General features: G+C 69.6%; 8 protein-coding genes. 1 reads left to right on the plus strand and 7 read right to left on the minus strand.

All coding sequences use genetic code 11. The features are described 5' to 3' along the window. Window positions 1-96 precede the first annotated feature (96 nt). The gene (locus HQ314_RS17945) at window positions 97-3,519 is read right to left on the minus strand and encodes a (Fe-S)-binding protein (protein ID WP_222650776.1); all 3,423 of its coding nucleotides are present in this window, start codon (window positions 3,517-3,519) and stop codon (window positions 97-99) included. Between the two features lie 493 nt (window positions 3,520-4,012). On the opposite strand from HQ314_RS17945, the gene HQ314_RS17950 reads away from it, so the two are divergent. Continuing rightward, window positions 4,013-4,714: an ammonium transporter gene (locus HQ314_RS17950; protein ID WP_222640653.1), complete on the plus strand. Its 702-nt coding sequence runs from the start codon at window positions 4,013-4,015 to the stop codon at window positions 4,712-4,714. Window positions 4,715-4,779: 65 nt separating this feature from the next. On the opposite strand, the gene HQ314_RS17955 is transcribed toward HQ314_RS17950, so the two are convergent. From HQ314_RS17955 to HQ314_RS17980, 6 genes are all read right to left on the minus strand, one after another. Then, window positions 4,780-5,118: a hypothetical protein gene (locus tag HQ314_RS17955; protein ID WP_308115504.1), complete on the minus strand. Its 339-nt coding sequence runs from the start codon at window positions 5,116-5,118 to the stop codon at window positions 4,780-4,782. A 458-nt stretch (window positions 5,119-5,576) separates the two neighbouring features. Beyond that, window positions 5,577-6,821, minus strand: a complete 1,245-nt coding sequence (locus tag HQ314_RS17960; protein ID WP_222633226.1) for a S1 family peptidase — start codon at window positions 6,819-6,821, stop codon at window positions 5,577-5,579. Between the two features lie 228 nt (window positions 6,822-7,049). Then, window positions 7,050-8,165, minus strand: a complete 1,116-nt coding sequence (locus HQ314_RS17965) for a hypothetical protein (RefSeq protein WP_222650777.1) — start codon at window positions 8,163-8,165, stop codon at window positions 7,050-7,052. Window positions 8,166-8,328: 163 nt separating this feature from the next. Continuing rightward, complete coding sequence (locus HQ314_RS17970) at window positions 8,329-9,420, minus strand: hypothetical protein (RefSeq protein WP_222650778.1); 1,092 nt, start codon at window positions 9,418-9,420, stop codon at window positions 8,329-8,331. Next, on the minus strand, window positions 9,417-11,360 hold the full coding sequence (locus tag HQ314_RS21810; RefSeq protein ID WP_222650779.1) for a LuxR C-terminal-related transcriptional regulator: 1,944 nt from the start codon (window positions 11,358-11,360) through the stop codon (window positions 9,417-9,419). The genes HQ314_RS17970 and HQ314_RS21810 overlap by 4 nt, the downstream gene beginning before the upstream one ends. Beyond that, on the minus strand, window positions 11,357-13,174 hold the full coding sequence (locus HQ314_RS17980) for an Hsp70 family protein (protein ID WP_222650780.1): 1,818 nt from the start codon (window positions 13,172-13,174) through the stop codon (window positions 11,357-11,359). Before HQ314_RS17980 ends, HQ314_RS21810 begins: the two co-directional genes overlap by 4 nt. Between the last annotated feature and the right edge of the window lie 345 nt (window positions 13,175-13,519).

Consider the following 13,519-nt stretch of genomic DNA (forward strand, 5'->3'; position numbering starts at 1 on the left):
GCGGGGACTGCGGTCCCGAGCCGCACACCGCACACAACGCGAACACCCTCCCCAGCACGCTGGAGAGGGTGTTCGGCTACTGCAACGGGTGTTCGGTCAGGACCTCTTGCCCGGCGCCTTCGCTCCCGACTTGAACCCGAGCCCACCGGCCTTCGGCTGCGGCGGCGCCGGGGTGTCTGCGGGTTCCGCGGCACCATTCGACTCCGCAGCACCGTTCGACTCGGCAGCACCGTTCGACTCCGGCGTAGGAGCGGCCGTCTCCTCGGGCGCCTGCTCTGCGGGTGCCGCCGACTCGGCAGGTGCCGCCGGCTCGGGCGCTGCGGCGGGTGCCGCGGAACCCGGTGCCTTGGCGCCCGGCTTCTTGAACCCGGACTTCACGGCGAGACCCTTGGCCTTGACGGTCGGCATCGACTCGGTCGCCTGTGCCGGTGCCTCGGCGGGAGCCTCGGACGGTGCCTCAGCAGAAGCCTCGGCAGGAGCAGAAGCCTCGGACGGTGCCTCAGACGCCTCGGCAGGAGCAGAAGCCTCCGCCGGTGCCTCAGCCGCCGGGGAACCCGGTGCCTTGGCGCCGGGCTTCTTGAACCCGGACTTCACGGCGAGACCCTTGGCCTTGACGGTCGGCATCGACTCGGTCGCCTGTGCCGGTGCCTTGGCAGAAGCCTCGGACGGTGCTTCGGCGGGAGCCTCGGAAGCGGGAGCCTCGGAAGCAGGAGCCGCAGAAGCAGGAGCCGCTGAACCCGGTGCCGTGGCGCCGGGCTTCTTGAACCCGGACTTCACGGCAAGACCCTTGGGCTTGACCGTCGGCAACGACTCGGATGCCTCACTGGCCGTCTCGGCGGGAGCGTCGGTCGGTTCCGGCTTCTCGGCCGGAGCAGCTGCGGCAGATCCCGGCGCCTTCGCGCCCGGAGGACGACCCTTGAGCTGCAGCCCCTTGCCGCCCGGTGCCTTCGCCTTGCCGGCCATGCCGAGGCCCTTCGGCTTGGACGCGTCGGCTGCGTCGTCACCGTCGGCGTTGGGCGACTCGGCGGGCTCGGCCGGAGACTTCGCGCCGGGTGCCTTGGCGCCCGGAGCCTTGGCCAGGCCCTTCATCTTCAGACCCTTGCCGGGCGCGGGGGCAGCGGGATCGCCACCCGCAGCAGCCGTCTCGATCTCCTCGACGCGACCCTTCTCCTCTGCGGCGGCGACGTCCTCGGTGGCGACGGACTCGGCCTTGGGGGTGTCGACGGGCTCCTCGGCAGGGACGACCACGGGCTTGGCCCGCGGCACCACCTTGATGTTCTCGCCGAGCTGTGCGGAGTCCAGACGCGTGATCGAGCTGAGCAGCATCTGCGAGACGTCGATGACCTCGACGTTGTCGTTGCCACCGGCCTCCTGGCGTGCGGTGACACCGTCGTTGAGCATGACCCGGCAGAAGGGGCAGCCGGTCGCGATCTTCTGCGTCGCGGTGGTGCTGCCACCCAGGGTGTCGAGCGCTTCGTCGACGCGGTCGATGTTGATCCGCTTGCCGATCTTCTCTTCCATCCACATGCGAGCACCACCGGCGCCGCAGCACATGGAGCGCTCGCCGTGGCGCGGCATCTCCTTGAGTGTGGAGCCCGACGCCGCCATCAGCTCGCGGGGTGCGTCGTACACCTTGTTGTGGCGTCCCAGGAAGCACGGGTCGTGGTACGTGACGTCCTCTTGCACCGACGCCACCGGCACCAGCTTCTTGGCCCGCACGAGGCGGTTGAGCAGCTGGGTGTGGTGCACGACCTCGTACTTGCCGCCCACCTGCGGGTACTCGTTGCCGAGTGCGTTGAAGCAGTGCGCGCACGTGACGACGATCTTGCGACGGCTCTCGTCGACACCCTCGAACACGGAGTTCAGGGTCTCGATGTTCTGCATCGCGAGCTGCTGGAACAGGAACTCGTTGCCTGCGCGGCGAGCGGAGTCACCGGTGCAGGTCTCCTCGGCGCCGAGCACCATGAACTTCACGCCGGCGGTGGCGAGGAGTTCCGCGACGGCCTTGGTGGTCTTCTTCGCGCGGTCCTCGTAGGCGCCGGCGCAGCCGACCCAGAAGAGGTACTCGAAGTCCTCGAAGCTGTCGGCGTCCTGGCCGAAGACCGGCACGTCGAAGTCGAGCTCCGAGATCCAGTTGGTGCGGTCCTTGGCGTTCTGGCCCCAGGGGTTGCCCTTGTTCTCCAGGTTCTTGAACAGGCCGGCCAGTTCGGAGGGGAACTCCGACTCGATGAGCACCTGGTAGCGACGCATGTCGAGAATGTGGTCGACGTGCTCGATGTCGACGGGGCACTGCTCGACGCAGGCGCCGCAGTTGGTGCAGCTCCACAGCACCTCGGGATCGATGATTCCGCCGAGACCGCCGTCGAGAGTGGTCTCGCCGACCAGCGGGCGCTCGGCCTCGTCACGGGCGGCCTGCGGGATCTTCGCGAGCTTGGCCTCGTCCGGCTTGCCGTCCGCGTCGACCAGGCCGATCTCGTCGCCCGCCATGTCCTTGCGGCCACCGGCGAGCAGGTACGGCGCCTTGGCGTTGCCGTGGTCGCGGAGCGAGGTGATGAGCAGCTTGGGTGAGAGCGGCTTTCCCGTGTTCCACGCCGGGCACTGCGACTGGCAGCGCCCGCACTCGGTGCACGTGGTGAAGTCGAGCCAGCCCTTCCAGGTGAAGTCCTCGATCTTGCCGGCACCGAACGCGTCGACGTCGGGGTCGGCCTCCTCCATCTCGAGGACCTTGCCGCCGGACATCATCGGCTTGGCCGCGCCGAGCGCGACTCCGCCGTCGTCCTCACGCTTGAAGTAGATGTTGAAGAACGCGCTGAACCGGTGCCATGCGACACCCCACGTGATGTTGCGGCCGACGATCAGCAGCCAGACCATGCCGGACATGAGCTTGACGAAGGCGAAGATCGAGACCAGGACCGCGCTCGCGGGGAGCAGCTTGGCCAGGTTCATGGTGAAGAAGTCGGTCCACGGGTTGGCGTGCCCGTAGGTGGCGATCTTGCCGGCCTTCACGAAGATCATGCCGAGGCCCTCGAGCAGCACCACGAACTCGACGAAGTAGGCGGCACGGAAGTTGGAGCCGGAGAAGCGGGAGAGGCGCTCGGGGGAGCGAGGGTGGTTCCGTTGCCGGATGATCATCAGCGTCACGATGCCGATGACGGTGCCGAGGCCCAGGATCTCGTCCATGAGGTGGTAGATCGCGAGGTCACCGATGAGTGGCCAGTGGAACTCGGGATTGAACGTCTGCCCGTAGGCCTCGAACCACAGGATGGCGCCGAGCATGAAGCCGACCATCACCAACCAGTGCGCCCAGCCGACGGAGCGGAACTTGTTCATCCGGGTGTGCGCAGCGAACTCGATGCACATCTGCTTGAACCGCGGAACGAACGGTCGCAGACGTGTCCTGTCCGGCTGTCCCAGCGCGATGGATCGCACCATCATCGCGGCACCGCGGAAGAAGTAGGCCCAACACACGATGCTGAGCAGGGCACCGACGGTGCCGAGGGTGATCGTCAGGGCATTCATGACGCTGCCTTTCTTCGGCGACGGCCATTCCGTCGCCCTACGCTTCCGGCCGGCCACAGGGGGCGGTCCGACGATAAGCCCGGATGCATCTGTCCCACTCGAAGTTACCAGCCGGTAACCACAAGGGTTCTACCGATCGGTAACTTAGCATTTCGGTCGACATCACCGCAGGTCGGACGGAGGGCTGGTCCGTCCCGCACACGCGATGAGCCCTACCGTATTACGGCACAGCGACAGGCCTCCCGCACAGGTATTCCTAACTTGCCTCGTGGGTAACTTCGGGCCGCCGAGGAAGTCGCCCCTCATCGCGACCATTTTGTTACCCTTCACGAGCCACCTCGTCCGTGGGTGAGGTCACATCGTGGCTGTTCACACGGACAATTCCCGGATCGAGCACTGGAAACGGACCTGATATTCGGTTGTGTCCCTGTCAACCGCTACAGTGCTCGTGTCGGGGTCCGACACCACGAACCTGAACGAACGGAACATCTAGATGACACTGCGTCGACTCGTCGCAACCTCTGCGATCGCGATCGCCTCCCTGGGCGTGGCCACTGGTACTGCGTACGCGCAGCCGGCCACCACCACCCCCTCCGCGACGACCACCGAGAGTGCTCCCGCGGAGAACTCCGAGCTGAACTGGGCGTCGCGCGTCGAGGCCGGTGGCGTCGTCACCACGGTCGACGCCGGTATGTTCCGTGCGTCCGACGACGGCAAGGCCGTCGTCCTCGAGGACGAAGAGGGCAACGACGTCCTGAGCCTCCCGCTGTCGTTCAACCTCAACGGCATCGAGTTCCCCTACGGTGTCGAGTACACCGACGAGGGCCGCACCGTGAAGCTCATCCCGAACCTCGCGGCACCGATCGGACCGGCTTCTCCCGTCGCGCTCGAGCAGAATGCGGCATCGCCTGCTGAGAACACCGCTGCTACCCAGGACTTCGCCTCGCAGCTGAGTCTCGCGACTGCAGTCGGCGGCCTCGGTGGCACCATCGTCGGCGGCATCATCGGTGGCGCCATCGGCCTCAGCACGTGCGCGGTCATCGCGCTCGCTTGCTTGGCAACCATCCCGACTGCCGCCACCATCGGTGGAGTTATCGGCACGATCGTAGTTGGCGGCCCGGCTCTGGCCGTAGCCGGCTTCGAGTACCTGAACACGCTGAATGCGGCGCCGGGAACCACGAAGTACGCGAACTAAGATCGACAGCGAAGAAGGCCGCCACCCATCGGGTGGCGGCCTTCTCTCGTTTCAGGCGGAGTGGATCAGAGCCAGGGAACGGCGGCGGCGAGGAATATGCCACCCGCGATCACACCGACGGCTCCGGTGAGCAGTCCGATGACGGTGTCTGCGCGATCGGCATCGGGAACGCGTGTCGCCAGGACGCCGGCGACGAGCGCGGCGATGCCCAGCAGAACGCCGAAGCCGAAGCTCCAGAACGCCACCACCGACAGCGCGCCCAACAGCACGGAAGCGTCGGCGAGTCGGGGATCGCGGGCAACGGAACTCAGGGCCGCCCGAGCAGACGACATCTTTGCCGCTGTGTAGATCGCGGCGGGGGATTGAGTCTCGCGGGGGAGTGACGAATCGGCGATGTCGGTCACAGCGATACCTCCTTCGGGGAACGGCCGAAGGTCATCGGGTATCGAACGCAGCGCAGCACAGCGGTACACCTCCTCGTGGGATGAACGGAACGGTCGACACTCGGACGTCACCGACGCTGGTGACGGAGTGGACTGCGCGTGTCCCACGATACCACTGTGACCAGAGTGCGTTACGCGACGGAATCCGAAAAGTGATGCGCCCGTGTCATATTGGTTCCCTCCAGAAATGGCGACAGCCCGCCGTCCGAAGACGACGGGCTGCGATCACTGCGCAGTCGGTCAGCTCAGAACGCCGGCATTCGAGACGATCTGCACGATGTAACCGATCACCGTGAAAGCAAGTTCGAAGAAATCCATGTCGGGCCTTTCATGAATGAAACGCACCCACTCGAGGCGCGGAGGCGCCTCGCCTCGACACGTGACATTACCGCACCAAGGAGACCGAACGTTGTGCTATCTCACGATGTGCGGACGGTCGTTCCGGTGGCCGCGGTGACGGCGTCGACAGGGATCCCCAGGCTGGCGGTTCCGCCGTACTGAGCCAAGGCCAGGTTCGCCTCGCCGCAGCTCGGAGCAGCGCCGCTGTTGGATCCGCTGGTGATGCCCAGTGCGAGTGTCCCTGTGACGATGGCGCCGCCGCTGTCACCCGCGAGAGTGCAGGCGGTACTGGCGAATCCACGCACCGTGCGGCTGTCGCCGTCACCCAGGAAGAGCTGCGTCTCGACGCGGTCCGCAGCGACGAGACCACACGTGAAAGACGACGCCTGACCGGACTTGCACACCGGGGCACCGATGACGGGCGAGGCCGTTCCGGTGATCGTGAGGGCGGTGCCGTTGGCTCCCCGCACGGTGGGCTGGTCGAGCCCCGCGGCCACGCCGGCGTCGTTCAGCGCGATGACGGAGTAGTCGAGTCCGTCGCCGCCGCCGACACTCGACGTGGTGAAGTCGCCGACGGGAGTACTGGCGCGGATGTCGTCACGATTGGGCAGGTAGACCGAGGCGGAGTTGCCCGGATCACAGTGTCCCGCAGACAGACTGACCGGCGTGCCGGCCCCGTCGGTGGCGCTGAACCCGAACGAGCAGATCTCGATGTCCTCGAGCGGCGCGGTGGTGATGTCGCCGGCGGACGTCACGTAGTCGTCGCCGCCCATCACGGCAGGCGGAGGCGTCGGACCGGGAGCGGGTGGGGACAGCTGCACCTGGAGGTTGGCGATGGCGGTCGGCAGATTCAGTGCGCGCCCGATCGGACTGTTGGCGATGTCGACGATCACCCGTCCGCCGAGCACGTCGACAGCCGCCGAATTGATCTGTGACGAGACCTCGCGGGGCAGACCCGACACCCAGCGACCGAAGTCGTCGAGGGACTGCTCGAGCGTGTCCGCCGACACGGGCGACTGGCGGCTGCGGTAGCCGTCCTGCGCCACCTGGCTTGCGGCCTCCGAGGTGGTGACCGCGACGACGGGAACGCCGTCGTCGCCGATCCAGGCACCCGCGAAGTCCGCCGGGCGCTGCTGACGGAAGTCGTCGGCGTAGGTACGAAGCTTCTGCGCCTCGGCAGCGCGGTCGAGGTACTCCTGCGGCGACATGTGCAGATCGCGCTGCACGGCGTCGACCAACTCGGACGGGAGGCGATCCGCGGACAGCTGCTCGGGAGCCGCCGACGCGGGTGCTGCGCCGGCAGTGGCGGTGCCGAGGCTCAGCATCAGCAGCGACGCGCCCACCACCCCCATCACCCGTGCGCTGCGAGATGCGCCGCTCGACTCGGAGTGACTCTGGCCCGTGGCCGCTGTGGCCGCCGAGTTACGCAAGAAGTTCCCTTCGCAGTGGTGACAGTCCGTGGCCCGTCGGGTCCGCACATGGTTCGCAGAGGTACCGATGCCAGCGCACGAGCATAGGGCATCATCCTGAGCGTTTCCGGCGCCCGACGAGCGTCAGGGACGGTTCACAGAACCGGGAGAGGTACGCGAGACGGACCGGGCCGGGGCAGTGGTCTCCGAGGCCGAGGTTTCCGGTGTCGTGGTGGCGATTGTCGTGGACGGTGCCGTCGTGGTGGTGGTGGTGGTGGTGGTCGTGGTGGTGTCTGGAGGGGGTGGGGACCCGACTCCACCGAATATCCCACCATCAGGAAACAGATCGAGCGGCTCCACGATGTCGGTGAGGCCGCTGGGTTCCGGCAGCGAGGGCGGCATCGTCTCCGTGACAGGGTCGAGCGTGTCGATCTCCGGAGCCGGGGCCTCCTGCACCGGAGCCGGTGCCTGCTCCTGGACGGGCAGCGGCGCGGCGGACGTCGTGGTGCTGTCCAACGACGACGTCACGACGGGAGCGGCGGGCGTGATGGCCTGCTGCGAGTTCAGGGGCGCGACCGAGCTGGAGTCGAGGTCGTGGGTGCCCACGGCACCGCCGACGGCGAGGAACGCGAGAGCCACCGCGGCGATCGAGACCGCCGCACGCGTGGGTGTTCTCCTATGTGGTCGAGTGTGAGCGGTCTTACCGGTGGCCGAGTCGGACACCATCGCCGCGAATGCCTTGTTCGAGGCCGCCGAGGTGAGCGGCGACGACCGACGTGAGGCTGCGGCGCGAACGGCCGCCGCCGGGTTCTCCGACGTCGCAGGAGTCAGCGAGCAGTCCTGCAGACCGACGTAATCGAGGGCGTCCCGCAACTCGGCTACCGAGTCGGCGGACAGTCCTGCTGGGTGGAGCAGCGTGCATCGAGCGTCGGCGGGCAGAGAGTAGAGCTCCGACAGCGTGCCCGTCAGAGCGTGGACGAATCCGGCGACGAGATCCTCGGCGCGCACCACGCGACCGTCGGCCAGGCCGAGTCCGCGAGGGTCGCCCACCGCGACGAGAAAACCGCGAACGCCCTGGTCGGAGTCATCGAGGCGCACGCGTCCATCGGGGTCCAGGCCAACCGCCGTCGGGCACTCGAACAGCTCGGTACCACCGTCGATGTCGACCGACACGGCCGTCTCGGCATCGGTCACCGCCATGACGAGGTGGATCGTCTTGTCGACCCGGGGTCCGTCGAACCCCTGGCTGCGCGCGCTCATTCGGACTCGACCCCCTCGGCGAGTTGCAGACACGGTGCCACGTCGACCGCGAGCACCCGTCCGATCACCGTACCGGTCGTCACGGTGAGGGGGTACCCGATGAGCTCCGCCCCCGGGCCCGCTTCGCGCATCCCGGGGCACGCACAACGCGCACGGGAAGCACTCAGCCGCCGGTCGGCGGGTCGTCCGCGGTCTCGTCCGAGTCTTCGATCGGTGCATCGGGCGACGGTGACGGCGACGGACTGGTGGGCGAGGGCTCCACGACGACGGGCGGGTCGCTCGGCACGGGTTCGGGTGCCGGCTCGGGTGCCGGAGCCGGGGCGGGAGCAGGAGCAGGAGCGGGCGCGGGTGCCGGCTCGGGGTCCGGTGCGCGCGGGGGCACCGTCGTGGTGATCCGAGCAGGTGCACGTGTGGCCTCGACGGGCGCGGGTGCGCCGGGGACGACGGTCGGGAAGCCGATGCTGGTGGACGGAGCGGGACGAGTCGTCGTCGGCCGCGCGGTGACACCGGCGGCGTCCTCGACGGCCGGAACCGCGGTGCTGACCGTCCGATCGGACGCGAGGTAGGCGATGCCGCCGCCGACGATCAGCAGGGTCGCGACTGCGGCCGCCACGAGGAGGGCGAGGGGCCCGCGCGGTGTCGACCTCGATGCACCGCTGTCGGTGGCTGTCGAGGCGGCAGCGGTCGCGAGCAGCGGTGCCCCTGTCGTCGGCGCGAGCCCGGCGGCGGCACGCGCGGCAGCCGCGGCGGCCGCCAGCCGTTCCTCCGACGCGCCGAGGGTGGCGTGGGGATCGGCCGACTCGGGATGCAGCGTCAGCGCGGTGAGTCCGACGAAGTCGAGCGCCTCCCGCAGCGCGGCGATGCGCTCGGGTGACCAGTCGGCGGGATGGGCAGCTCCGGCCGTGAGGACGCGGACGTCCTCGCCGGCGTCGACGGTCTCACTGAGCAGCAGGAACATCATGGTCGCGACGAGATCCTCGGCGCGCATGGGTACGCCGCGGGACGAGACCACGCCGGACGGGTCACCGACGCGAGCCATGAAGCGATCGACGACGTCGATGTCCGCCGTCAGCGCGTCGGGTCGGTGCAGTGTCGTCGTGCCGTCGGGCAGGAGGTAGAGGACCGTCTCGGCCGTCACCGGCACGCGGACCAGTTCACCCGAGGTCGTCGACACCACGACGGCCGTCGACGTCAGATCGGTGATGTGGATCCCGGTGGCTCGGGTGATCGGTGCGGCGTCGTGCCCGGTGTTCATGCGTGTACCCGTCGTTCCTTGTCCTGTGCGTAGCCGGCCGCGCGGAGCATCGACAGCATCTGCGAGCGCGACTGCGCTCCCAGACGTCGACGGATCCGTGCGACGTGGTGCTCGACCGTCTTGGCCGAGATGTACATCTGGGCGCCGATCTCGCGGTACGTCAGGCCCAGTACGAGATGATGCGCCACCTCCGCCTCGCGCTCGGTCAGCGCCCCCAGCGACGCGGAACCGGGCTCGGTGGGCTCGGCCGTCGCCGCGACGGCACCGATGTCGCGGGCGATCTGCAGCAGGGCGGTGGCGTCGCGGGTGTCGGCGACACGCAGGGCGGCGTCACTGGCGAGCCGCGCCGCGTCCCAGGCGTGCCCGAACTTCTCCAGGGTGCGAGCGGACGTCTCGACCTCGGCGACGTCGGGCTCGCCCTGCAGGACGCGGAGCCATGCTTTGCCGGCGGAGGCGAGTGCTGCGGCGTGGGGACTGCGGTCGGCGAACGAGCCGAGCGCACGAGCGTGGGGGAGCAGGTCGGCCGGGGCGCCGCCGAGGATGGCGGCCTGCACGCCGTACCAGTGCCACGTGGCCGCCCAGGTCGGTGGTTCGCCGAGCGAGGCGACCAGTGCGGTGGCCGCGGAGACGGAGTGCGCGATGCGTGCCGTGTCCCCGAGGCGCACTGCGGCGAGCCACAGTTCACCGAGCGGGATGAGGGAGAAGAGATCGGGTTCGGCCTCCGCGACGGTGCGCCGGGCCTCCTGCCACGCGGACATGAGGGCGCCGGTATCTCCGCGTCGGCGGGCGGTGGCGACGCGAAGTGCGAAGTAGGACAGGGCGTCCCGTTGGGGGAGCGTGGCCGGGTCGACGCCCGAGGTGGGATCGACACCCGTGTCGCCGGCCACGAGTGCCGACCAGGCGAGCAGCAGACGGCACCGCGTGGACACCGCGCATCCCGGATCCGCGGCAATGGTCTCGGTCAGCACCGCTCGGGCGGTGGTGGGGTCGCCGGTGTGCAGAGCGATCAGTGCCGCGATCACCGCGGGATGTTCCGGCTCGGCCCGGGCGCCCACCGCGGTGTCGGCCATCGAGGCGGCGCGCAGCAGCGAACCCGTTGCCACAGTGGCGGGTTCGGTCAGCGAGTCGAGGAGCCCGCGGGCCACCAGCGTCGAGCGGGCGTTCGCCGACGTGGGCGGGACGGGGCGGAGGCCGCCGTGCGCGCGGACGAACGTCGCGGCGCAGTCGGCGTCCCCCACGGCGAGAAGCGTCGTCACCGCGTACGCCGCATCCGGTCCGATGCGGTCCGGCCCGAGCCACCGGTAGAGGTCGGCGGCGTGCGACGCGGTGCCGCGCATCAGTGCGACCGTGGACGCGACGCGAACGGCTCCGCGTACTCCGTCGGGTGACGGCGCCTCGGCGGACAGCACCGCGTCCACTGTGAGCGCCGCGGTGTCGAGATCGCCGCTCGCGAGCAGGGCGTCGGCGTAGGGCACGGAGATGTCGGTGCCCTGCGCACCCGCCGCGGAGGCCGCGTCCCAGAGTCGTCGTGCGGCGAGACGGTCTGCGGCGGAAGCCAATCCGACCAGGTGCTGTGCGAGATCGGGGTCGCGCAGACCCGCATCCGCGAGCGAGACCGCGAGATCACCACCGAGACCGCCACTGTCGAGGTGCACCCGTGCCAGGCGACGCAGCACGCCGAGCATTCCGTGCTCGCCCATCACCACGCGCAGGGCACCGCGCGCGGAGTCCGACAGCAGGCCCTCGTCGGACAGGACCCCGCAGCCCCGGGTGCGCTCCACGGCGGCGGCGGCGTCGGGCATCGGGACGTCGGCGACATCGGCGACGAGATACGGATCCGGGGCCACACCGACCGACGCGAGCGTCACCACCACGAGGGCGGTGTGATCGTGCGCGGACAGCAGAGCGTCGAGAGCCGACCGCTCGTCGGGGGAGGTCACCGCTGCGGAATGATGAATTCAGTGACACCGTTCACGGCTGCACCCGTGTTACCGAGCAGCGCGCCGGGTAGGCCGAGCGCCCCCTCGACGAGACCTTGACCGGGAAGTCTGGTGGGTACCGACGGCAGGGTGGGTAGCTGAGCCGAGGGAACCTGCACTGACGGCACCTGCGCGGTGGGAAGATTCGGTGCCGTGAACTGAGGCACCTGCACATCCGGCGCCTGCACATCCGGCACAGCAGCGTTCGGCGCGGTGGCGCCTGGTACCGCGGCCGATCCGGTCGAGCCGGGCGCGGTCGCGCCGGGCGCCGCAGCCCCCGGTGCTGCTGCGGCGCCGCTGGTCGGCGCTCCGGCGGCTCCGGTGGTGCGCGGCTGCCCCGTCACGGGGTCGACGCCGGCGGCGGCGGTGGTCGGGGTCGCGCTCACGGAACCGTCCGCGGCGGCCGGGGCCACCGCGCTGCTGGTGGAGGGGCCGGTGTTCTCCGACGATCCGCCGACGAGGCCGGTGCCGACGGAGAGGCCACCCGCGGCCAGCAGGATCACGGCAGCGGCGACGCCACCGATGACGGCGGTGCGCTTACCGCGCGACGGGGCGTCCTTGGCGTGTGCCGAGCGCGACACCGGTGCGGGCGTGGAGGTTCGGGCCGAGGCGGGGCGCTCGGTGACCGGAGGGAGCAGGTCGGTCTCGTCGTCGTCGACGGTGGAACCGGCGGCGACGGCAGCGAGTGCCGCTGCGCCCGGGCGGTTCAGTTCTGCCCCGGCAGAAGCGATGTCGGCGGCGAGCAGTGCGGCTCCGGTCGCGGCGGTGGCCGCGGGCTGTTCGCCGACGGTCACCGGCTTGCGCAGCGCGGAGGACACGGTCTCGGTGAGCATGGGGATCGACGCGCCGCCGCCGACCAGCAGCACACGGTCCACCGCGTCGCCGTCGACACCCGCGGTGCGCAGCGCCTCGCCGAGTACCCGGGTGACGTCGTCGAACGTCTCGCGCAGTAGTTCCTCGATCTCCGACCGCACCAGTCGCACGTCGGTGTCGATGCCGGGCAGGTGCACCGGCACGACCGTCTCGGTGTCGGAGGACAGTGCTTCCTTGGCCGTCGCGCAGTGCGTGCGCAGGGTCGTGAGGGCCTCGACCGTCGCGGGATCGAAGGGATCGAGCGACGACGAGTCGACGTTGTCGAGCACGTGCGCCAACACGACCTGGTCGATGTGGGCGCCGCTGACGTCCTCGCTGCGCGCACCGCGTCCGAGGATCGCCGAATCGGCACCCGTGCGCACGACCGACACGGTCAGGGCGCTCGCACCCAGGTCCGCGACCAGCACGACGCCGTCCGCCACCGCGTCCGGCGACTGCTGCATCCATGCCGTCGCGGCGAGAGCGTCGGGAACGAAGGTGACGTCGGTGAGGCCGTGGCGGGCAGCCGCGTTGCGGAGCCGGTCCACCGTGTACTCGGGCCACGACGTCGGGTAGGTCACCACGATTGCGGCATCGTCGTCGGCGCCGGCCGTGCGTGCCTCGCGGACGAGGCAGTCCAGCGTCGTCGCGTAGAGCTCGTCGCCGGTGTAGCTGCGTCCGTCCTCGGTGACCAGCGCGACCGGATCGCCGACGCGGCCGGCGAAGCCGGTCAGGGCCGTGGTGTCGACGGTGCCCGGCGCGGCCAGGGCGGGTTCACGGTCGGGCGTGACCGACAGTGCGGTGGACCGCACGACGGTGACGGCGTCACCGAGGTGTCCCGGACCGTCCACGGCGACCGCCGTCGAGGTGCTCGAGCCGACGTCCAGTCCCAGACCTGATGATCGTCCCTGATCCGTTGCCATGGCGCCGACTCCGTTTCCGTGCTCGTCGATATTCGTGCTCGTCAAGGCTGTGTCGGACCTGCTGTCGGGCACGTCGCCGTGACGCCGTAGCTGTCCACCGGCACTGTCGTCCCGATGGTCCGTTTCGTTACAGGTCACAAGAGTAGAGCGGTCCTATCCCCTATGCCCCCTAGTCACCCCGATCTGCCCCGGGGCGACCCCCGGGGTGCAGGAAGGGGGCTGCGCCCCGTTGGGACACCTCACTAGTCGACCTAGTTTTGATCTCAACGTGCCGAGACAGTCGGCCCGACCACCTCGACGCCTGCACACACACCGTCTGCCGACACCGGTTCACACACACCCAGG

The sequence above is a fragment of the Rhodococcus sp. BP-332 genome (genome assembly GCF_019836065.1).
GTDB lineage: Bacteria > Actinomycetota > Actinomycetes > Mycobacteriales > Mycobacteriaceae > Rhodococcoides.

What these genes read in the sequence shown, in the direction of transcription:
- HQ314_RS17960 (WP_222633226.1), bottom strand. Translation starts at nt 6,821, where the DNA reads ATGCTGAGCCTCGGCACCGCCACTGCCGGCGCAGCACCCGCGTCGGCG.
- HQ314_RS17970 (WP_222650778.1), bottom strand. Translation starts at nt 9,420, where the DNA reads ATGAACACCGGGCACGACGCCGCACCGATCACCCGAGCCACCGGGATC.
- HQ314_RS17945 (WP_222650776.1), bottom strand. Translation starts at nt 3,519, where the DNA reads ATGAATGCCCTGACGATCACCCTCGGCACCGTCGGTGCCCTGCTCAGC.
- HQ314_RS17950 (WP_222640653.1), top strand. Translation starts at nt 4,013, where the DNA reads ATGACACTGCGTCGACTCGTCGCAACCTCTGCGATCGCGATCGCCTCC.
- HQ314_RS17980 (WP_222650780.1), bottom strand. Translation starts at nt 13,174, where the DNA reads ATGGCAACGGATCAGGGACGATCATCAGGTCTGGGACTGGACGTCGGC.
- HQ314_RS17965 (WP_222650777.1), bottom strand. Translation starts at nt 8,165, where the DNA reads ATGAGCGCGCGCAGCCAGGGGTTCGACGGACCCCGGGTCGACAAGACG.